The following is a 17,562-nucleotide window of genomic DNA, read 5'->3' as shown; positions in this document are numbered from 1 at the left end:
TCAGAAGTCGAAGTTGATCATTTTCCTCATCACCAGCACGCCGATCGTCATCCAGCCGACGCAGCACAGCAGCATGAACTGGCCGAGGTGGGTGGTCCAAAGCAGCGAGATGTAGTCGGGCGTCGAGATCCACACCATGATCATCACGGCCGGCGGCAACGAGCCGATGATGGCTGCGGAGGCCTTGGCTTCCGTCGACATCGCCTGAATCTTCTCCGCCATCTTCTTGCGATCGCGCAGCACCTTGGAAAGGTTGCCGAGCGCTTCGGACAGATTGCCGCCGGACTTCTGCTGGATCGCGACCACGATGCCGAAGAAGTTCGCCTCCGGCAGCGGCATCCGTTCATACAGCCGCGCGCAGGCGTCGCCGAGCGGCATGCCGATGGTCTGGGTTTCGATGATGGCGTTGAACTCGCTCTTGAGCGGTTCCGGTGAGTCGGCCGCGACCACCTTGATCGATTCGAACAGCGGCAGACCAGCCTTGATGCCGCGCACGATGACGTCGACGGCGTCGGGCAGCGCCCTCAGAAACGCCTTCTCGCGGCGTTTCTTCAGATAGCTCAGGAGCCAGCGCGGCAGGCCAAGGCCCGTGCCGAACGCCATCACCACGGCGCCCAACGGCGAGCCGCCGACGAGGAATGCGACAACGAAGCCCGCCGCCGCGAGGACGCCGGAAACGATCCAGAATTTCTGGGTGGTCCAGGATCCCAGACCGGCCTGGGCCAGGCGCATAGAGAGCGGAACGGACTTCTCCTTCTTGCGCCGGGCGTCGAGTTCTTTCAGCGATCCCTCGACCTGCTCGCGGCGCGAGCGCTGGTTTTTCTCGGCCTGCCGCGCCGGCGCGTCATTACGTGCGATCGAGGCGCGGCGGGATTCGGCCTTCTTCTCGCCCGACAGCGCCGGATAGATGAACACCCATGCCAGGCCGCCGATGGCGGTGGCGGCCAGAAATGCCAGTGCGAGCGCTTGCATGCTCATCGCTCCCTCACGTCTTGTCGGTGACTTCGGCAGCATCGAGCGCCGCCGCAAGCCGCTTCTCTTCGTTGTAGTATCGCGCGCGTTCCCAGAACTTCGGACGGCCGATGCCGGTCGAGCGGTGGCGCCCGATGATCTTGCCGTTCGCGTCTTCACCGAGCAATTCGTAGACGAACAGATCCTGGGTGATGATGGTGTCGCCTTCCATGCCCATCACCTCGGTGATGTGGGTGATGCGGCGCGAGCCGTCGCGAAGACGCGCGGCCTGCACGATGACGTCGATCGAGGCGCAGATCATCTCGCGGATGGTGCGCGAGGGCAGCGAGAAGCCGCCCATCGTGATCATAGATTCGCAGCGCGACATGGCTTCGCGGGGGTTGTTGGCGTGCAGCGTTCCCATCGAGCCGTCGTGGCCGGTGTTCATCGCCTGCAGAAGGTCGAACGCCTCGGGTCCGCGGACTTCGCCGACGATGATGCGTTCGGGACGCATACGCAGGCAGTTGCGGACCAGTTCGCGCATGGTGACCTGGCCTTCGCCCTCGATGTTGGGCGGGCGGGTTTCCAGCCGCACCACGTGAGGCTGTTGCAACTGAAGTTCGGCGGCGTCCTCGCAGGTGATGACGCGTTCGTCATGCTCGATGAACTGGGTCAGGCAGTTCAGCAGCGTGGTCTTGCCGGAGCCGGTACCGCCGGAAATCAGCACGTTGCAGCGGACGCGGCCGATGATCTGCAGGATCGTCGCGCCTTCCGGTGAGATCGCGCCGAACTTGACCAACTGGTCGAGCGTCAGCTTGTCCTTCTTGAACTTACGAATGGTGAGGGCAGGCCCGTCGATCGCCAGCGGCGGAACGATGGCGTTGACGCGGGAGCCGTCGGCGAGGCGGGCGTCGCAGATCGGCGAGGACTCGTCGACGCGCCGGCCGACCTGGCTGACGATGCGCTGGCAGATGTTGAGGAGCTGCTGGTTGTCGCGGAAGCGGATGCCGGTTTTCTGAATCTTGCCGGCGACTTCGATGAACACCGTACCGGCGCCGTTGACCATGATGTCGGCGATGTCGTCGCGCGACAACAGCGGCTCGAGCGGACCATAGCCGAGCACGTCGTTGCAGATATCGTCGAGCAGCTCTTCCTGCTCGGCGATCGACATCACGATGTTCTTGATCGCGATGATCTCGTTGACGATGTCGCGGATTTCCTCGCGTGCGGACTCGCCGTCGAGCTTGGCGAGTTGGGCAAGGTCGATCGCCTCGATCAGGGCGCCGAAGATGGTCGCCTTGACCTGGTAGTAATTGTCGGATCGCCGCGCCTCCATGGTGGGCGCGGGCTGCTGCTTTGCGGGGGCGATCGGCGGCGAAGCCACCGTCGGCGCCGCGATCTCGCGCGGCGCGGTTGCGGCGCTGGAGACCGGCTCCGGCGCCTGAATGGCGGGCTTGAGTACCCGCATCTCGCTATCATTTCCGCTACGCTTACCGAACACGATGGCACTCCACGCGGGCTGTCTACTTCTTGGCCCGCAACTTCTCGATCAAAGGCGACAGCAACGAACTCTTCGGCTTCTTGGTCTCGCCGCGGCCGGTGAGCCGTTGCGCGATCTGCAGGAACATCTCGGTGGTGCGATGGGTCGCGGAGATTTCCGCAATCATCTGGCCGTTATTGGCGGCCGAGCCGAAAATCTGCGGCTCGAACGGGATGGTGGCGATCGGGTGGCTTTCGATCGCCTTGGCAAACTCGGCGGCGGGGATCTCCGGCCGCTTCGGGATGCCGACCTGGTTCAGGCAATAGAGCGGCGCGCGGTCGTTCGGCCGCGATGCCTTCAGGAGGTCGAAGATATTCTTGGTGTTGCGCAGGTTGGCGAGATCGGGCGCTGCGACGATCAGGATGTCGTCGGCCGCGATCAAGGCGCGCTTGGTCCATCCCGACCATTGATGGGGAACGTCGAGCACGATGCAGGGCATCGTGGTGCGAAGCGTATCGAAGATCGAATCGAAGGCCTCCGCGCCGAAATCGTAGACCCGGTCGAGTGTGGCCGGCGCCGCCAGCAGGCTGAGATGGTCGGTGCATTTCGACAGCAGGCGATCGAGAAACGCGGTATCGACCCGGTCAGGCGAGAACACCGCATCCGCGATGCCCTGTGGCGGGTCCTGGTTGTAGTCGAGACCTGCAGTGCCGAAAGCGAGGTCGAGGTCGGCGACCACGGAATCAAGCGCCAGATCGCGCGCGATCGCCCAGGCGACGTTGTGGGCGACGGTGGACGCACCGACGCCGCCCTTGGCGCCGACGATGGCGATGATGCGGCCGACGGCCTTGGCTTCCGGCGACGAGAACAGGTTACAGACCGAGCGCACGACGTCGATGGCGCCGACCGGGGCGATGACGTAGTCGCTGACGCCGCGGCGAACCAATTCGCGATAGAGCATAACGTCGTTGATGCGCCCGATCACGATCACGCGGGTTCCGGCGTCGCAGACGGTGGCGAGCTGGTCGAGGCCGGCGAGAATGTCGTTGCGGCCCTCGGTCTCCAGGATGATGACGTTCGGGGTCGGGGCCGAGCGATAGGCCTCGATCGCAGCGGCCATGCCGCCCATCTGGATCTTGAGATGAGCCTTGCCGAGGCGGCGGTCTTCGCCCGCCGACTGCACGGCGGCGGCGGTTTCCACCGTCTCGCAGAACGCTTGCACCGACACCCGCGGCGCCGGCGCGATGTGGTCCTCGGTCGACGGCGCCGTGATTTCCGGCTGCGATTCTGTATTCTGGCGCGAGTAAGTGATCATTTGCCGGTATCGCTGAGTTTGGCCTTGTCGCTCTCGGGATAGGTGGTCGCGGTGGACGTACCCTTGCGATACTTTTCGAAGGCTGTGCCACGGCGCGGCGCAAAGGCTGGGGTTTCGGGACGCGGCTGCGCGAGGTCGGATGGGTTGTCGACCATCGCCGCCAGGTTGCGCTGGTTGGAGCAGCCGAAATTGTAATACTGCTTGTTGTCGAAATAGCCCTTGTTGTGGATCGAGGGTCCGAGGTCCTCCGGCCACAGCCCGCATGGGCCGGCCACCGCCGAGATCTTCGGATAGTTGAGGCGAATCGCGGCCATATGCCTGGGATCTTCCGGGTGATACTGACGGACATTGATCGCGCGCGGCGGCACGCCCGCAGCGGCAAAGGTCGCCCGGATCTCGCGCAATGAATCCTCGGCCGCTCGCGCGTTCGGCGTATTGATGGGCACGTCGACGCTGATGGCGCCGGTGCCTTCGCGAAGCCAGTCCTGGGCCAGGCCCATGACGTCGGCGCGCTGAGAGGCGGACAAGCCGCCGCGTCCACGACCGACGAAGACGACGATCGAGCGGTCGGCTTCCTGGACCGCGATCGGATGGCGCTGGCGGTAATCGTCGGGCACGCCGGCCGTCGTCACGGGATCGACGACGGTATGCTTGCAGGCGCCGAGCGCCACGGAAACACCGATCAGCGCTGCGGTCAGGCGGAGCGCGCGCTTGCGATCGGCGGGTTTTGTGCTCTGTGGTGTCATCGTCCCGCCTCAGTCCGTAATAAAGCCGTAGGTGCCGCGATAATTCCGTGCCTTCTCGACGCGGCCCGGAACGCCGTAGATGCGATTGATGCTGCCGAGCAGGTCGGCCTGCGGATCCGACGCGCTGGCAAAGCCGTCATCGGGGCGCGAGAGGTCCTTCTGCGCCACCGCGCGCACCACATAGGGCGTGACCAGAACCATCAGTTCGGTCTGGTTGTTGACGAAGTCGCGGCTGCGGAACAGCGTGCCGAGAACCGGCAGTTGCGCCAGGCCCGGAAAGCCGTTGATGGCCTGCTTGGTCTGGTCCTGGATCAGGCCGGCCATCGCCATCGCGCCGCCGGACGGTATTTCCAGCGTGGTCTCGGCGCGGCGGGTCTTGATGGAGGGAATGGTCGTTCCACCGGCACCGCCGGTTAAAGCGTTCTCGGTCGAGACTTCCGACACTTCGGTCATCACCCGAAGGCTGATCCGTCCCTCCGTGAGCACGACCGGCGTAAAGTTGAGGGAGATGCCGAATTTCTTGAAGCTGACTGTCTGGACGCATTGTCCGATGCCACCGGACGCTGTTGTTTGGCAGGTCACGCCGGTCGGAATTGGAAATTCGCCGCCGGAGATGAAGGTTGCGGACTCGCCGGATATGGCCGTGAGGTTGGGCTCGGCAAGGGTCCGGACCACGCCGGCGCTTTCCATCGCGCGCAGCGTCGCCTGCACGGATGGCGTCGCGCCGAAAGCCGCTTGAAGGCCATTGCCGGCGACGAGCGGCGCACTGTTCGCGGTGAACGGGTTATTGTTGGCGAACCTGACAACGGATGTGCCGTAGGTCAGGTTGGCGCTGAGATCGATGCCCATCTGCTTGATGATCGAGCGCTGGACTTCCGCGAGCGTGACCTTCAACATCACCTGGTCGCGGCCGCGAACAGCGATCGAATTGACGACCTTTTCGGCGCCGCCCACCAGGCGGGCGGCAATGTCGGCGGCCTGTTGCGCCTCGACCGGACTCGCCGCGCTGCCGCTCAACAGCACGCCGTCGCCGACACCTTCGATCAGAATGTCCGAATTCGGCAACGACTGCTTCAGCGCCGCGCGCACGCCGTTGAGGTCTCGCTTGACGGCGATGTCGTAGGCCGCGATCTGCGCACCGGTGGAATCGAAGAAAACGATATTGGTCTGGCCGACCGCGGCGCCGATGATATAGGCGCGCTGGGTCGAACGCACCACGGCGTTGGCGATCTTCGGATCGGCAACCAGCACGTCCTTGATCTCGCGCGGCAGGTCGATCACGATCGATTTGCCGATCCCGAGAGAAACGAAACGCGCGTTCATCTGCCCATCGGTGGACACCGGGGCGACGCGATAGTCGCTCGCCACCACCGGCGTCAGCGCCGGATTGAGCGTGAGAGCAGCCACGGCCGAAAACGACAGGGCGCGGACGATGAACGTTCGCATCATCGGCTGAATTTCCCTGCACTTCATATCGTGCGTCCTTTCGGTCACTTCTGCATCGTCTGCTGGCTGGCAACGCCGTAACGAATGACGTTGAGGCTTTCGCCGCGCTTGTTGAATTGTTCGTCCGGCCTTTCGACCGCGTTTATGTCGGCAATGCTGCGCAGCGCCAGCGTCAGCGTGCCGCTCTGGCGCGACCGCGCCAGCGTCTCAGCCTGCTCGGGCTTCAGCTCGAGGGTGACCGTCCTGCCGACCAGCGAGCTGGCGCCTTCTTTTTCCTTCGGTGCCTGGTCGATCGCCAGAACGCGAACATTGCTGAGAATGATCTCCGAACTGGAGATATCCGGGCCAGTGCTGTCCGGGTTCTTCTCGCGCTTGGTAAGAATTACGTCGACGCGGTCGTTCGGCAGGATGAAGCCGCCGGCGCCGGTTTCCGGCGAAATTTCGGTGGAAATGGCCCGATAGCCTGCGGGCAGGATCGCCGCCATGAAACCGGAGCCGTCGGCCTTCACCAGCTTCTGCTCGCGAATCGGCTCGCCCGCGATGAACGGCGCGCGCGCGATCGAGCCGGTGATCTCCTTGATGGCGTCGGCCTTGCTGGCGCGGCTGATGAAATTGTTGCTGGCGGTCGCGGCCGGCCAGGTCTGCCATTGCAGATCGTCGGGCTTGACCGACTGGCCGAGGCCGATATCCGATTTTGCGACGAGAATATCGACCGTCTGAAGCTGCGCGACCGGCTGGGCCGGCGCAGGCTTGTTGCCGGACCCGCTGGCGAGATATGCGGCAATGCCGCCGGCGCCGATCGCGATGGCCAGGACCACAATGCGTGCGGTATTCATTACGCTTCACTTTCCACATTACGCCGCGACGCTTCCGCCGCCGTGATGGGAGTTGACCAGCTATTCGTCAAAGCATGGTTAATGAGGCGTGTGTAAATTGCCTTAACGGAAAGTTAGCGACGCCGGATCAGCGCATCGCGAGGTGAATGAGGTCGACCGCCTTGATCCATTCGGTTTCCGGATAGACGATCAGCGCGCCGAGGGCGAGTGCGATGCCATAGGGGATTCCGCTCTGCTTGTCGTGCAACCGGTTCAGCCAGGCTTGTCCCGTCAGCAGGGAGGGTAGCGGCCATTGTCGGAACTGAATCAGCAAGACCGTCAGCGCTCCGCCGAGCAGCGAGACATAGACCAGATAATTGAGGAGGTGGTCGAAGCCCAACCAGAGCGCCACGCTGGCCGCGACCTTGGCGTCGCCGCCGCCGACCCATCCCATCGCGAAGCAGGCAAAGGCTACGACGAGAACGGCGGCGCCGGCGCCGAAATGCAGCAGCATGTCGTGCAGGCCCATGCCGCCCAGCAGCGCAAGCGCCACAAAGCCGGCGATCAGCGCCAGCGACACCCGGTTCGAAATCGTCATGGTGAAGAGGTCGCTCGCGGCTGCGAACGCCATCAGGGCCGGAAACAGCAGGAGGCGGGCGGTATCGAGAATCATGAAATCACGCAGGCTGCGGTTGACCCGGGGGTTCAGGCTCTGGCCGAGCCTAGTCACGAGAAATGAACAATCGGGAAACGCCGGAAATCGCAGGTCGTCCGCATCGGATGCGGCCTTCTGAGTCCGGTGCGCGGACCTTGGGAAAACAACGAGGGCCCCGGCATGCCGGGGCCCCTGAAGCTAGCTCGCAACCGTCGCTTACTTCAGCGAGGTCGAGATGGTGTTGAAGTTGGTCGAGAGTTGGGTGCCGACGCCCTGAACGGCGGTGATGATCGCGATCGCGATGCCGGCGGCAATCAGACCGTATTCGATGGCGGTGGCGCCGGACTCATCCTTCACGAAACGCGAAACGAGATTCTTCATGATAACTCCTGTGTACACACGTGGCTGGTCGAACTTAAGTTTGGTCTCGCCGGCGTTCTCAGCGCCGTGACCATGGCGTCACCCTAGGGTGCGACAATTTCGGCGCAGTTAATTCGATCCCGCAAAAATGCTTGGAACTTGCAGTTCTTGAGCACAGTAAACACTGCATTAAGGCATCCGATAAAATGCAAGCGCGACTTCACGACGCGTTCGTTGCGGCCCCGTCGTGTCGATCGCTTCCCTTGATTCACGGCTCCTTAAGCGCGAGCGGATACCCCTTGCTGTGTCCGATTGAACGAGGTCGTCATGTCCAGTTTCCCAATGGAAGTCATCGAGGTAGTGGGCCAGACGATAGCGAAGGTCGTTCCTGTCACGATCGCGCTCGCCCTCGTGTTCACGGTACTCTCGCATTTCTGGGCCTGCAATCCGGGCAAACCCTGGTGGCGCAAGCGCGAGCTCATCACCGATATCTGCTACTGGTTTCTCGTTCCGGTGTTCGCGCGCATCTTCCGCATCGGACTGTTGGTGCTCGGCGCTGCGGTCGTCTTCAACATTCACGAGGTCGACGAACTGATCGCATTCTACGACAATGGCCATGGACCGCTGTCGCAGCTTCCGCTCTTGGTGCAGGCGCTGTTGTTCCTCGTTGCATCCGACTTCATGCTGTACTGGCTGCACCGCATGTTTCACGGCGGCGGGTTCTGGAAGTATCATGCCATCCATCATTCTTCCGAAGATCTCGAGTGGATCTCGGCTGCGCGGTTTCACCCCGTCAACCTGTTTATCGGAACGATCCTGGTCGACGTCATCCTGCTGATGGCGGGCATTTCTCCCAACATCATGCTGTGGGTCGGGCCGTTCACGACCTTCCACTCCGCCTTCGTTCACGCCAATCTGAACTGGACGCTCGGACCGTTGAAATATGTGCTTGCCACGCCGGTCTTCCATCGCTGGCATCACACCTCGCTCGAAGAGGGCGGCAATACCAATTTCGCGGGCACCTTCCCGCTCTGGGACATTCTGTTCGGAACGTTCCGGATGCCGGAGAACCGCCTGCCCGACAATTACGGCGTGAACGATCAGGATATCCCTGCCGAGATCGGCGGACAATTGGCCTATCCTTTCCGTCAATAATCCGGCCGGTAATTGCGCATGAGCACTGAAGCCGGGGCGATCCAGCGGGACAAAGCCTTCAGCCTCGCCGATGTCCCGGCATGGCTCTGGCTCGGAATCGGCGTCTACGCGCTGATGCTGATCGGCGGACGGGCGCTTTTGAACGATTCCGATACCTACTGGCAGATCGCGGTGGGCCAGTGGATCCTCGACCACCACGCTTTGCCTCGCGTCGACATCTATTCCTTCACCAAGACCGGAGAGCCGTGGACATCATCGTCCTGGCTGTCGCAGGTTCTGTATGCGGTGAGCTACAATCTGGCGGGCTGGACCGGGCCGGTGGTTCTCGCCGCGACCTCTATCGCCGCAACCTTTGCATTGTTCGCCCATATTCTCGGCCGCCGCATTCCCGCGGTCTATGCGGTCGCGGTCGCGATCGCGGCGATGGTGCTGTCGATGGGGCATTTTCTGGCCCGCCCGCATGTGCTGGTGCTGCCGATCATGCTGGCATGGGCGTACGGGCTGATGTCGGCGAGCGAGCGCGGCCAGGCGCCGTCGCCATGGCTTTTGCCGTTGATCGCGTTGTGGGCGAACCTGCACGGCGGATTCGTCTTCGGCCTGGTGCTGGTCGGCGCGTTCGCGCTCGATGCGTTGTGGAACGCCGATCGCGCGCAGCAGAGGTCGCTGGCGTTGCGCTGGGCGCTGTTCGGCCTCGGCGCGCTGGCGGCCTGCTGCGCCACGCCGTACGGCTGGGGATCGATCCTTGCCGCACGCAAGATTCTCGATCTCGGCGAACTCCTGCATCTGATCTATGAATGGATGCCGGCGGACTTCAGCAAATTCGGCACGTTCGAGGCGGCGATCCTCACGCTGATCGCCGGCGCACTTTACGGCGGCGTCAAGCTCACGCCGCCACGGATCGCGCTGGTGCTCGGCCTTTTGCACATGGCGCTGTCGCATGTCCGGAACGTCGAGATCTTCGCGCTGTTGCTGCCGATCGTGGTGCTCGCACCGGTGGCGTCGCAGTTCGCGCTGCGGCCGGCCTGGCCTGCCCGTATCGCCGCTCCAGCGGGAGTAATGGCCGCGGTGATGGTCCTGCTCGGCGGCTGGACATGGCTGCTCGCCGCCAACACAACGTTTGCACCGCCGGAAAGCCAGTCGCCTTCCGCGGCCGTCGACGCGCTGAAAGCGCATAATCCCAAGCGGGTTCTCAACGATCTTCCGTTCGGCGGCTATCTGATCTGGCGGCAGATTCCCGTCTTCGTCGACGGGCGCGCCGAGCTCTATGGCGAAGCCTTCGACATGGCCTATTACCGCGCCATGCAGCTCAAGGACGTCAACCAGTTTCTCGACATTCTCAAGACCTGGGAGGTCGACGCCGTACTGCTGACGCCGCACACTCCCGCGGTCAGCCTGCTCGATAATATCAGCGGCTGGCGGCGCGCCTACGCCGACGAGAACGCGGTGCTGCACGTTCGCACGCCCCACTGATCCGGCCGATCTCCGGGAGGCGAGCTGGCGGGCGAGCCGGGATTCTGGTACGCGGGCCGGATGAACCTGCCAATCGAAGTCGTGGAGATGCTGGGCCAGACCATGGCCAAGGTGGTGCCGGTCACGATCGCGCTGGCGCTCGTGTTCTCGCTGCTTTCGCATTTCTGGGCCTGCAATCCCGGCCAGCCGTGGTGGCGCAAGCGCGAACTCGTCACCGACATCTGCTACTGGTTTCTGGTGCCGCTGTTCGCGCGCGTGTTCCGCATCGGACTGTTGGTGCTCGGCACCGCTTTGCTGTTTGGTATTCACGACGCCGACGAGCTGATTGCCTTCTACGACAACGGCCACGGCCCATTGTCGAGGATGCCCTTGTGGCTGCAGGCGCTCCTGTACCTGGTCGCTGCCGACTTCATGATGTACTGGCTGCACCGCATGTTTCACGGCGGCGGATTCTGGAAATACCACGCCATTCATCATTCGTCGGAAGATGTGGACTGGATCTCGGCGGCACGCTTCCACCCCGTCAACCTGCTGTTAGGTACCATTGGGGTCGACGTCGTGCTGCTGATAGCCGGCATATCGCCGGGCGTGATGCTGTGGCTCGGGCCGTTCAACATCTTCCATTCGGCATTCGTTCACGCCAACCTCAACTGGACGCTGGGGCCGTTCAAATTCGTCGTGGCGACGCCGGTGTTTCACCGCTGGCACCACACCTCCCGCGAGGAGGGCGGGGACACCAACTTCGCAGGCACCTTTCCGCTCTGGGACATCCTGTTCGGGACCTTCCGAATGCCGCCGGATCGCCTGCCGGAGCAGTACGGCGTGGACGATCAGCCCTCGTTCCCGCGCGAAATCATTGGGCAACTGGCTTACCCATTCCGCAAATAGGCTGGTGGCGGATTTCTTGCCGCACGGCGGGGCCTATTTGCCGTTTGTTCATGAATTGTCGTCAGATTCACCTTGTCGGGCGCCGGTTCCGCTGCGTATCGCCATCGCCGGCTTGTTGATGCCCCGGGGTAAAATATGTCGTTCAAGTTCCCGCGTATTCGCGCACGCGCGCGTTCAGGATTGCGTTCCCTCGCTGCAGGAATCCTGCTGTGGCCGGCCGTCGGCCTGGCCTCGCCCGATCCCGACCGAATCGCCGTCTATGTCGATCAGGCGAAGCTTGTGAAGCTTCCCGCCAAGGTCTCCACCATCGTAGTCGGAAATCCACTGATCGCAGACGTGACCCTGCAGAGCGGCGGCATCATCGTCGTCACCGGCAAGGGCTACGGCGCGACCAATTTCATCGCCATGGACCGCAACGGCGAAGTGCTGGTGGACCGCCAGATCCAGGTCGAAGGCCCGACCGATCAACTCGTCACCGTCTACCGTGGCGTCGAACGGGAATCCTATAGCTGCATGCCGATCTGCCAGCGCCGTGTCACCCTTGGCGACGGCGACGGCTACTTCAAGACCGCCATCGATCAGGCCGGCTCGCTCTCCAGCCAGGCCGCCGGGTCCGCGGGCAGCAAGTAAACTGACCAGTTGCGCAGGCCTCGCCGTCCCGTTCGACGGGCGGCGTCGGCGCTGGTCTTCCGGCACGGTTAAGATCCGTTTAAGGGCGCAGGCCGTTCTGTCTGGATCGGACGAAACAATTCAACAATCAGTTTCGGATAGGTTTTCGCGGCAATTCCCCTCGCGTTCTGAGGTCTCTTCAATGCCGCCTTCCACAGCGTCCAAGACAAACATCCTGCGCCGGTTTGGTCGCAACCGAAAGGGCGCGGCTGCTGTCGAGTTTGCACTGGTTGCGCCGATATTCTTCGCTGTTCTGTTCGCGATCATCGAACTGGCGCTGGTGTTCTTTGCCAGCCAGATCCTCGAAACCGTGACGCAGGACTCGGCGCGTCTGGTCATGACCGGCCAGGCGCAGGGCGCTTCCCTCACCAAGGAGCAGTTCAAGGACGCCGTTTGCGGCAAGCTCACCGTGATGTTCGATTGTGCGAACGGTGTCTCGATCGATGTGCGGAGCTATCCTTCGTTTGCCGGTGTGAATATCGACGAACCGATCGATTCTTCTTCGAAGACCTTCATCAACGATATGAAATATTGTCCCGGCAAGGACGGCGATGTGGTCGTGGTGCGGCTGTTCTATCCATGGCCGGTGTTCGTCACCGGGCTCGGCTTCAATCTGACGAACATGGTCGGCGGCAAGCGTCTTCTGACCGCCACCGCTGCATTCCAGAACGAGCCGTTCCCTACCGGCGGTACCACCTGCTCATGAGCGCCTCAATGAAAACGAAAATGCCGTCATCGATTTGGTTGTCGCGCCTGCGGCGCCACGTTGCCGCTCTGCGCAGGAACAACAGCGGTCTCGCGGCGGTCGAATTCGCCATGATCATCCCGCTCATGGCTATGCTTTTCCTCGGAACGTACGAGTTTTCCACGGGCGTTGCCATCGACCGCAAGGTGACGATCATGGCGCGCACGCTGTCGGACCTGACGTCGCAGAACACCGAGGTCGACGACGCGAAATTGACGAACTTCTTCAATGCCGGCAAGTCGATCATGACGCCGTATTCGTCGACGCCGGTGCAGGGCACAATCTCGGAACTCTGGATCAATCCGGACACGCTGAAGGCGCGGGTGCAGTGGAGCAAGGGCGCCGAATTGCATGCGGACGGCACCATCATCGAGATCCCGGATGCTCTCAAGATCGGCGGAACCTATCTGATCTACAGCGAGGTGAAGTACAAATACGTGCCGAGCGTCGCCTGGTTCATCAACAAGGTGAGTGGCATCACGCTGAGCGACGTCTCCTACACCCGTCCGCGCCAGGGGCTTTGCGTGAAGTACAAGACGGACTGCACCACGAAGTGAGGCGACCGCCGCTGATCGGATGAGTGCGTCGAAGAGAATGCAAATAAAAAGGCCGCGCCAAAAAGCGCGGCCTTTTGATTTATTCAGGAGCGATCTCCGGGGCGCTGTCGCATGCGCGCCCCGAAAAATCGTTTATCCGGCGGCGCGCAGATTGTCGGCCGAAGATTTGCCAGAGCGGCGATCTGCCACGATTTCGTAGGAGATCTTCTGGCCTTCACGCAACGTTCCGAGGCCGGCACGCTCGACAGCGCTGATGTGCACGAACACGTCATTGCCGCCGTCGTCCGGCTGGATGAAGCCATAGCCCTTGGTTGCGTTAAACCACTTCACGGTTCCCATGCTCACGGGGGTAGTCCCTTCTCAGATATACAAGTCGTAGCCCACCTCTCGACGGGCTGGTGAGATCGAATTTTTGGAAGGGTCGTCAGCGTCTAAACCGGCTGTACCGGTGGATAGCTAATGTCGTCCGGCCGAAAATCGATACCTAATATTATTCGATAGTAGGGTCCAAAACAATCCTGACGTGCGATTTTTTGATTCGGGCGGCCAGCCGCCCTCGCTCGCGCGCGACGGGGCCTCGTCGCGCGCGGTTTCGAGGGACGTTTACGATGCGTTTACCGTCGGCGGAACTGGCCGCCGCGCGGCGGCGCACCACGCGGGGCGCCCGGTGTCGAGGGACGCTCATCCTTGTGTCGGAAGATCAGGCGACCCTTCTCCAAATCGTACGGCGACATTTCGATCGTCACGCGATCGCCTGCCAGCGTCTTGATCCGGTTCTTCTTCATCTTGCCCGCGGTATAGGCAACGATCTCGTGTCCGGCATCGAGCTGCACGCGGTAGCGCGCGTCGGGGAGGATTTCGGTCACCAGTCCTTCGAACTGGATCAGCTCTTCTTTAGCCATGGTGGTCTCCAGGTCGATCGAGGCTAGCGCTGCGTTCGGTGGCTACGGTTCGGTTGATTATTCGGACGGCTCTCGCGATGCAAGAAGGCGACGCCCTGAATGCCTTCGCTGTGGCCGGCCTGGCTCTTGCCGCCCTGCTGCGCCGGACGCGGCCCTTCGTGCCGGTTCGGCTGCGGCGGCGCATTATTACCACCACCGCGGCGGCGTCGGCGAGGGCCTTTTGAAGGCTGGCCCGCGTCATTGGACCTCACGGTATGGGCACGTGGCGCCGAGCGTCCACCCCGGTGTTGGGCAGGCGCCGGCGCGGCGTCGCTTCTGCCGGGCGTGCGGCGGTCTTCCCGCGGCAGTGCGATGCGAATCAGTCGCTCGATGTCGCGCAGATAGCCCATTTCCTCGGCGCCCGCGATCAGCGAGATCGCAACGCCCTCGGCGCCGGCGCGCGCGGTGCGGCCGATGCGGTGGACATAGGTTTCGGGAACATTGGGCAGGTCGAAATTCACCACATGGCTGATGCCGTCGACATCGATGCCGCGGGCGGCGATATCGGTGGCGACCAACGTGCGGATCTCGCCGGAGCGGAACGCTGCCAGCACGCGTTCCCGGTGGTTCTGCGACTTGTTGCCGTGGATGGCGTTGGCTTCGATGCCGGCCTTGGTCAGTACCTTCACCACCTTGTCGGCGCCGTGCTTGGTGCGGGTAAACACCAGCGCGCGATCGACCGGTTCCTGCTTCAGGAGCTGCGCCAGCACCGCCGGCTTGGCCGCGAAATCGACCTGGATGATACGCTGGGCGATCCGGTCGGCCGTCGAGGCCACCGGCGTCACCGCCACGCGGGCGGGGTCGCGCAGCATGGATTCGGCGAGTTCCGCGATATCCTTCGGCATGGTGGCCGAGAAGAACAGCGTCTGCCGCTTGATCGGCAGCTTGGCGACGACTTTGCGGATGTCGTTGATGAAGCCCATGTCGAGCATGCGGTCGGCTTCGTCGAGCACCAGGAACTCGACCTGGTTCAGCTTCAGCCCGTTGCTCTGGACGAGGTCGAGCAGGCGGCCGGGGGTCGCCACCATCACTTCGACGCCCTGCATGACCGAGCGGACCTGGCGGCCCATCGGCACGCCGCCGATCGCGAGCGCCGAGGTCAGGCGGATGTGGCGGCCATAGGCATTGAAGCTGTCGAGGATCTGGCCTGACAGTTCGCGGGTCGGCGACAGCACCAGCACGCGGCAGCTCTTCGGCTGCGGCCGGATGCGGTTTTCCAGGATCCGGTGGAGGATCGGCAGCGCAAACGCCGCGGTTTTGCCGGTGCCGGTCTGGGCGATGCCGACGACGTCACGGCCGGTCAATGCGATGGGGATGGTCTGGGCCTGGATGGGCGTGGGCGTGTGGTAATTCTCTTCCTTGAGCGCACGCGAGATGGGATCGGCAAGGCCGAAATCCTGAAAGGAGGTCAAAAGGGTGGTTCTTTCCATTAAAAAGGGCAGGCGCCCGGCGATGTCAGCCAGGAGCGCGCGAGTGTGTCAGAGACACCCGCGTGTTTGGGGCGTCGGTTTTGCTAGCTGAAGGGGGCAAGCCAGAAACCGCAAAACGGGATCAGAACACGCGGCTCGCAGGGACCTGATGATTCTCTAGGTCACGACAGTCATATGGAGCACCTGCGCGCCGCTTTCAAGGTGAATTCGGCCCGCCTCGCCAGCGCGGTTAAAGAAACCGATCGGCCAGATCGCGCTGTGCCGCCCGGTCAATCCAAACGATCAAAATTCGTGCAAGAAATTTAGCCAAATTGCGGCATTTGCACAAAAATTAGATAGTTTGCCGCCAAAGCATACATTTCTACCGTCCAATAAATGGGCAGATTTCCCGCCGGCGGTTTTCGCGCAGCCGGAATTTCCGTGCGATTATAGGAGCTTATCCTGCCATTGAGCCGTGGCATGGTTCTTGCGATTCCCTTAACGCAGGCGGCCGTGGGGCCGTTCGCAGCGTTCAACGCCTGCGTCAGGGAGATGACATTTCATGCTTACAAAATTAACTCACGATATAGCGACGCTAAGCCGCCGCCGCTGGTTGGCGGCCACCGCCGGCCTGGTTTTGGGTCTGGCTGCATTCTCGAACGCCCAAGCGCAGGAGACCATCAAGGTCGGCGTCCTGCACTCGCTCTCCGGCACCATGGCCATCAGCGAAACCACGCTGAAGGACACGATTCTCTTCCTGATCGACGAGCAGAACAAGAAGGGCGGCGTGCTCGGCAAGAAGCTCGAAGCCGTCGTGGTCGACCCCGCCTCGAACTGGCCGCTGTTTGCGGAAAAGGCGCGGGAGCTGATCACCAAGGACAAGGTTTCGGTCGTGTTCGGCTGCTGGACCTCGGTGTCGCGCAAGTCCGTGCTGCCGGTGTTCAAGGAGCTGAACTCGATCCTGTTCTATCCCGTGCAATACGAGGGTGAGGAGAGCGAGCGCAACGTGTTCTACACCGGCGCTGCGCCGAACCAGCAGGCGATCCCGGCCGTCGACTACCTGATGAAGGACGAAAAGGTGAAGCGCTGGGTGCTGGCCGGCACCGACTACGTCTATCCGCGTACCACCAACAAGATTCTCGAAGCCTACTTGAAGTCGAAGGGCGTCAAGCAGGAAGACATCATGATCAACTACACGCCGTTCGGTCACTCGGACTGGCAGACGATCGTGGCCGACATCAAGAAGTTCGGCTCGGCCGGCAAGAAGACCGCTGTGGTCTCCACCATCAACGGCGACGCCAACGTTCCCTTCTACAAGGAGCTGGGCAACCAGGGCATCAAGGCGACCGACATTCCGGTGGTCGCGTTCTCGGTCGGTGAAGAAGAGCTCGCCGGCATCGACACCAAGCCGCTGCTTGGCCATCTCGCCGCCTGGAACTACTTCCAGTCGATCAAGTCGCCGGAGAACGACAAGTTCATCAAGGCCTGGCAGGCCTACACCAAGAACCCGAAGCGCGTGACCAACGATCCGATGGAAGCGCACGTCATCGGCTTCGAAATGTGGGTCAAGGCGGTCGAGAAGGTGAAGTCGACCGATCCGGACAAGGTGATCGACGCGCTGCCCGGCATCGAGGCCAAGAACCTGACCGGCGGCACCTCCAAGATGCTGCCCAACCATCACATCACCAAGCCGGTGTTCATTGGCGAAATCAAAGCCAACGGCCAGTTCGACGTGGTGTGGAAGACGCCGTCGCTGGTCGCTGGCGACGCCTGGTCGAAGGAGCTCGAGGGCTCCAAGGACCTGATCGGCGACTGGGTTGGCAAGAAGTGCGGCAACTACAACACCAAGACCAACAAGTGCGGCGGTCAGGGCTCCTGATCCCGATCTGATCCGACAGATCATGATCCCGATCTGATCCGACAGGATCATGATCACCTGAGTTGCAACGATAGCTTCCAA

18 protein-coding genes are annotated in these 17,562 nt (G+C 62.5%); 7 read left to right on the top strand and 11 right to left on the bottom strand.

Annotated elements, in window-relative coordinates; genetic code table 11:
• From LMTR13_RS35295 to LMTR13_RS35260, 8 genes are all read right to left on the bottom strand, one after another.
• Window positions 1-978: a type II secretion system F family protein gene (locus tag LMTR13_RS35295; protein ID WP_065731758.1), complete on the bottom strand. Its 978-nt coding sequence runs from the start codon at window positions 976-978 to the stop codon at window positions 1-3.
• 7 nt (window positions 979-985) lie between these two features.
• Entirely contained in the window at window positions 986-2,452 is a 1,467-nt protein-coding gene (locus tag LMTR13_RS35290) for a CpaF family protein (RefSeq protein ID WP_083219361.1), read from the bottom strand.
• Between the two features lie 22 nt (window positions 2,453-2,474).
• Complete coding sequence (locus tag LMTR13_RS35285; protein WP_065731756.1) at window positions 2,475-3,746, bottom strand: CpaE/TadZ family protein; 1,272 nt, start codon at window positions 3,744-3,746, stop codon at window positions 2,475-2,477.
• On the bottom strand, window positions 3,743-4,492 hold the full coding sequence (locus tag LMTR13_RS35280) for a CpaD family pilus assembly protein (RefSeq protein WP_065731755.1): 750 nt from the start codon (window positions 4,490-4,492) through the stop codon (window positions 3,743-3,745). Before LMTR13_RS35280 ends, LMTR13_RS35285 begins: the two co-directional genes overlap by 4 nt.
• Before the next feature lie 9 nt (window positions 4,493-4,501).
• Window positions 4,502-5,965 carry a type II and III secretion system protein family protein gene (locus tag LMTR13_RS35275; RefSeq protein WP_065733239.1) on the bottom strand — a complete coding sequence of 488 codons (1,464 nt, stop codon included), beginning with the start codon at window positions 5,963-5,965 and terminating at the stop codon, window positions 4,502-4,504.
• Between the two features lie 17 nt (window positions 5,966-5,982).
• Window positions 5,983-6,774 carry a Flp pilus assembly protein CpaB gene (gene cpaB / locus LMTR13_RS35270; RefSeq protein WP_065731754.1) on the bottom strand — a complete coding sequence of 264 codons (792 nt, stop codon included), beginning with the start codon at window positions 6,772-6,774 and terminating at the stop codon, window positions 5,983-5,985.
• Between the two features lie 127 nt (window positions 6,775-6,901).
• Window positions 6,902-7,426 (bottom strand): A24 family peptidase, encoded by a 525-nt coding sequence (locus tag LMTR13_RS35265; RefSeq protein ID WP_065731753.1) that lies wholly within the window; start codon window positions 7,424-7,426, stop codon window positions 6,902-6,904.
• Between the two features lie 198 nt (window positions 7,427-7,624).
• Window positions 7,625-7,789, bottom strand: a complete 165-nt coding sequence (locus tag LMTR13_RS35260) for a Flp family type IVb pilin (protein ID WP_065731752.1) — start codon at window positions 7,787-7,789, stop codon at window positions 7,625-7,627.
• Window positions 7,790-8,095: 306 nt separating this feature from the next.
• Between LMTR13_RS35260 and LMTR13_RS35255 the strand changes: the two genes are divergently transcribed.
• From LMTR13_RS35255 to LMTR13_RS35230, 6 genes are all read left to right on the top strand, one after another.
• Window positions 8,096-8,923 carry a sterol desaturase family protein gene (locus tag LMTR13_RS35255; protein ID WP_065731751.1) on the top strand — a complete coding sequence of 276 codons (828 nt, stop codon included), beginning with the start codon at window positions 8,096-8,098 and terminating at the stop codon, window positions 8,921-8,923.
• Between the two features lie 18 nt (window positions 8,924-8,941).
• On the top strand, window positions 8,942-10,393 hold the full coding sequence (locus LMTR13_RS35250) for a hypothetical protein (RefSeq protein WP_065731750.1): 1,452 nt from the start codon (window positions 8,942-8,944) through the stop codon (window positions 10,391-10,393).
• Between the two features lie 60 nt (window positions 10,394-10,453).
• Entirely contained in the window at window positions 10,454-11,281 is an 828-nt protein-coding gene (locus LMTR13_RS35245) for a sterol desaturase family protein (RefSeq protein WP_065731749.1), read from the top strand.
• Window positions 11,282-11,416: 135 nt separating this feature from the next.
• Window positions 11,417-11,911: a pilus assembly protein N-terminal domain-containing protein gene (locus LMTR13_RS35240; RefSeq protein WP_065731748.1), complete on the top strand. Its 495-nt coding sequence runs from the start codon at window positions 11,417-11,419 to the stop codon at window positions 11,909-11,911.
• Window positions 11,912-12,092: 181 nt separating this feature from the next.
• The gene (locus tag LMTR13_RS35235; protein ID WP_065731747.1) at window positions 12,093-12,656 is read left to right on the top strand and encodes a TadE/TadG family type IV pilus assembly protein; all 564 of its coding nucleotides are present in this window, start codon (window positions 12,093-12,095) and stop codon (window positions 12,654-12,656) included.
• 20 nt (window positions 12,657-12,676) lie between these two features.
• Window positions 12,677-13,252 carry a TadE/TadG family type IV pilus assembly protein gene (locus LMTR13_RS35230; protein WP_065733238.1) on the top strand — a complete coding sequence of 192 codons (576 nt, stop codon included), beginning with the start codon at window positions 12,677-12,679 and terminating at the stop codon, window positions 13,250-13,252.
• A 132-nt stretch (window positions 13,253-13,384) separates the two neighbouring features.
• Here LMTR13_RS35230 and LMTR13_RS35225 read toward each other — a convergent pair whose 3' ends face one another.
• The 3 genes from LMTR13_RS35225 to LMTR13_RS35215 form a co-directional block, all read right to left on the bottom strand.
• Window positions 13,385-13,597, bottom strand: coding sequence for a cold-shock protein (locus LMTR13_RS35225; RefSeq protein WP_002714433.1), 213 nt, complete (start codon window positions 13,595-13,597; stop codon window positions 13,385-13,387).
• A gap of 269 nt (window positions 13,598-13,866) precedes the next feature.
• Window positions 13,867-14,154, bottom strand: coding sequence for a translation initiation factor IF-1 (gene infA / locus LMTR13_RS35220; protein ID WP_028349326.1), 288 nt, complete (start codon window positions 14,152-14,154; stop codon window positions 13,867-13,869).
• A 23-nt stretch (window positions 14,155-14,177) separates the two neighbouring features.
• Window positions 14,178-15,623 (bottom strand): DEAD/DEAH box helicase, encoded by a 1,446-nt coding sequence (locus LMTR13_RS35215; protein ID WP_156795911.1) that lies wholly within the window; start codon window positions 15,621-15,623, stop codon window positions 14,178-14,180.
• 541 nt (window positions 15,624-16,164) lie between these two features.
• Here LMTR13_RS35215 and urtA point away from each other — a divergent pair.
• Complete coding sequence (gene urtA, locus LMTR13_RS35210) at window positions 16,165-17,481, top strand: urea ABC transporter substrate-binding protein (protein WP_065731746.1); 1,317 nt, start codon at window positions 16,165-16,167, stop codon at window positions 17,479-17,481.
• The last annotated feature ends 81 nt before the right edge of the window (window positions 17,482-17,562 follow it).

Origin of the sequence: Bradyrhizobium icense (assembly GCF_001693385.1) — a bacterium.
GTDB classification, from domain to species: Bacteria; Pseudomonadota; Alphaproteobacteria; order Rhizobiales; family Xanthobacteraceae; genus Bradyrhizobium; species Bradyrhizobium icense.
This window is presented reverse-complemented; position numbering and strand designations above follow the sequence as displayed.

Excerpts from the sequence above, each read along its gene's own strand:
- LMTR13_RS35295 (WP_065731758.1), bottom strand. The coding sequence starts at position 978 with ATGAGCATGCAAGCGCTCGCACTGGCATTTCTGGCCGCCACCGCCATC.
- LMTR13_RS35285 (WP_065731756.1), bottom strand. The coding sequence starts at position 3,746 with ATGATCACTTACTCGCGCCAGAATACAGAATCGCAGCCGGAAATCACG.
- LMTR13_RS35280 (WP_065731755.1), bottom strand. The coding sequence starts at position 4,492 with ATGACACCACAGAGCACAAAACCCGCCGATCGCAAGCGCGCGCTCCGC.
- LMTR13_RS35275 (WP_065733239.1), bottom strand. The coding sequence starts at position 5,965 with ATGAAGTGCAGGGAAATTCAGCCGATGATGCGAACGTTCATCGTCCGC.
- cpaB (WP_065731754.1), bottom strand. The coding sequence starts at position 6,774 with ATGAATACCGCACGCATTGTGGTCCTGGCCATCGCGATCGGCGCCGGC.
- LMTR13_RS35265 (WP_065731753.1), bottom strand. The coding sequence starts at position 7,426 with ATGATTCTCGATACCGCCCGCCTCCTGCTGTTTCCGGCCCTGATGGCG.
- LMTR13_RS35260 (WP_065731752.1), bottom strand. The coding sequence starts at position 7,789 with ATGAAGAATCTCGTTTCGCGTTTCGTGAAGGATGAGTCCGGCGCCACC.
- LMTR13_RS35255 (WP_065731751.1), top strand. The coding sequence starts at position 8,096 with ATGTCCAGTTTCCCAATGGAAGTCATCGAGGTAGTGGGCCAGACGATA.
- LMTR13_RS35250 (WP_065731750.1), top strand. The coding sequence starts at position 8,942 with ATGAGCACTGAAGCCGGGGCGATCCAGCGGGACAAAGCCTTCAGCCTC.
- LMTR13_RS35245 (WP_065731749.1), top strand. The coding sequence starts at position 10,454 with ATGAACCTGCCAATCGAAGTCGTGGAGATGCTGGGCCAGACCATGGCC.
- LMTR13_RS35240 (WP_065731748.1), top strand. The coding sequence starts at position 11,417 with ATGTCGTTCAAGTTCCCGCGTATTCGCGCACGCGCGCGTTCAGGATTG.
- LMTR13_RS35235 (WP_065731747.1), top strand. The coding sequence starts at position 12,093 with ATGCCGCCTTCCACAGCGTCCAAGACAAACATCCTGCGCCGGTTTGGT.
- LMTR13_RS35230 (WP_065733238.1), top strand. The coding sequence starts at position 12,677 with ATGCCGTCATCGATTTGGTTGTCGCGCCTGCGGCGCCACGTTGCCGCT.
- infA (WP_028349326.1), bottom strand. The coding sequence starts at position 14,154 with ATGGCTAAAGAAGAGCTGATCCAGTTCGAAGGACTGGTGACCGAAATC.
- LMTR13_RS35215 (WP_156795911.1), bottom strand. The coding sequence starts at position 15,623 with ATGGAAAGAACCACCCTTTTGACCTCCTTTCAGGATTTCGGCCTTGCC.
- urtA (WP_065731746.1), top strand. The coding sequence starts at position 16,165 with ATGCTTACAAAATTAACTCACGATATAGCGACGCTAAGCCGCCGCCGC.